General features: G+C 53.7%; 2 protein-coding genes. One reads left to right on the forward strand and one right to left on the reverse strand.

Annotated features, from left to right (window positions below; all coding sequences use genetic code 11):
* Positions 1–250: 250 nt before the first annotated feature.
* Positions 251–1,602 (reverse strand): IS3 family transposase gene (locus tag ACR0NZ_RS20560; protein WP_170717543.1). Its coding sequence is split into 2 segments (ribosomal slippage): positions 251–1,266 and positions 1,266–1,602, totalling 1,353 coding nucleotides; the frame shifts between segments, so codons are not numbered across the junction.
* Between the two features lie 367 nt (positions 1,603–1,969).
* On the opposite strand from ACR0NZ_RS20560, the gene ACR0NZ_RS20565 reads away from it, so the two are divergent.
* Positions 1,970–2,128 (forward strand): helix-turn-helix domain-containing protein (locus ACR0NZ_RS20565; protein ID WP_480521559.1); only part of this gene is annotated, 159 nt, incomplete at its 3' end.

A 2,128-nucleotide genomic window follows, 5' to 3' on the forward strand; every position in this document is an offset into this window, starting at 1 on the left:
TTCGTTTGCTAAGCTAGAGAAGTGTCTCCGGTGCGCAGTGGCGCATTTCTGTTGTTCACGACGTTAGAACAACAGATTGCGGCGACAAACTTATTCACACGTACTTCGAGCAGCTAAAGAGTATATGATGAAAACTCTAAATCTGTCCGGTAGGCGCTGACTTCAGACACCTTAACATGTCCGTCATCGAATGATTTGGAACACGAGCGTTTGATTGGCTTAGGAGGATCAGGCTCGCCGCAGTTTCAATCTACGCCGCGTTCTGATGATGCAGCAAGCGGCGTTTCTGGATTGTCTGGTGTTTGATTTCCTTTCTGCGTCTGAGGATTGTTTCGGCTCGACCGAAATAGACATCGGCGGGTGTCAGATTGCTGATGCTCTCGTGGTATCGGTTGTGGTTGTAGTGATTGATGAAGTCGCCGATGGCCTGTTCGAGCGCTCCTGGCAGATAGTAGTTTTCCAGCAGGACACGGTTCTTCATCGTCTGATGCCATCGCTCAATCTTGCCCTGGGTCTGCGGATGGTTGGGCGCTCCCCGAACATGATCCATACCCTGCTCATCCAGCCATTTCGCCAACTCGCCAGAGATGTAACTGCTGCCGTTGTCGCTGAGCAGCCGGGGCTTGTGGGCAACGGTGACACTGTCACAACCTGATGCAGCCAAAGCGTCTTCCAGCGTTCCTGTGACATCGTCAGCTTTCATCGTGGTGCAAAGGCGCCAAGAGACAACGTAACGGCTGTAATCATCCAGGATCGTAGACAGGTAGAACCAGCCCCAACCGATGACTTTGAGATAGGTGAAGTCGGTCTGCCAAAGCTGGTTCGGCCGCACAGTCTTCTCATGGAATTCATCCGCCGCTTTGATGGTGATGCAGGCTGGGCTAGTGATCAGATCTTGTGCCTTCAGAAGCCTGTAAACACTGGCCTCAGAAACGAAGTAGCGCCTGGTGTCGGTGAACCGCACCGCAAGCTCGCGGGGCGATAACTCGGGTTCTTCCAGAGCCAGTTCCACGATCTGCTTGCGCACCTTGTCGGGGATGCGGTTCCAAACCCTACCTGGCCGGGAATGGCGATCCTCAAGCCCGGCCTCGCCGAAAGACAGATACCTGTCGTACCAGCGGTAGAAGGTCGTTCTGGGAATGCCGAGCTTTTCCAGTGTGCGTTTGATCGGCAGGTGCGAACCGTCAACCAGCCGGATGATCTCAAGCTTTTCGGATGCGGGATATCTCATTCGTCGTCTCCCCCATCCTCGAACATGCTTTTTTTGAGCAGCCGGTTCTCAAGGGTCAGGTCGGCGACTACCTCTTTCAGCGCCGACGATTCCGCTCTCAAATCCTTCACCTCAGAGCTGGTAGCCTGGCGTGCGGTATCGCCAGCCAACCGCTTCTTACCGGCCTCAAGGAACTCTTTCGACCAGCTGTAATACAGGCTCGTAGCTATTCCTTCACGGCGACACAGCTCCGCTATGCTGTCTTCACCACGAAGCCCATCCAACACAATACGGATCTTCTCCTCTGCCGAATGCTGGCGCCGTGTCTTCCTGCGGATGTCTTTGACAACTCTCTCTGCTGACGCTTTCTGTTTCCCGGATTTCATTCTCATCTCCACTCTCTGATGGTTACGATGAGCCTGAAATCCTCCGCTACGCAATCAACCTAGTCTGTTCCATGGGTGCTGATGGCGGACAACGCGGCTGTGCCAAGACAAATGAAAGGCCCAATATTCATCCCCGAGCATTCGCTGAACTGCCTAAGGGCTGGTAGGGTACGGGCATGATTGCGATGATTTTTACGGTCTCGCTTGCTAAAAACAGTGGTTGTCTCGGATGCCGCGCATGGAAGTGCTTGTTCGACACATGACATCATGGCTCCGGCAAAACTTTGGACAGCGCAGCTGTCAGCTTGACAACTAGGTGTTTGATCCCACGGTTTGATGGTGTGATCCTTTCGTTTGAATGGAAGGAAGCACTATGGGACAAATTCGTCATGGCAGCGCCTCGACCACGCACGCCATCAGAGCTCACATACAGCGATCGCAAGCTTCGATCACGGAGCTGAGCCGGGAACTGGGGATCAATCCCAAGACCGTAGCCAAATGGCGGAAGCGCAAAACGGTTGAGGATCAGAAG

This window comes from Ruegeria sp. AE3, from assembly GCF_056542225.1.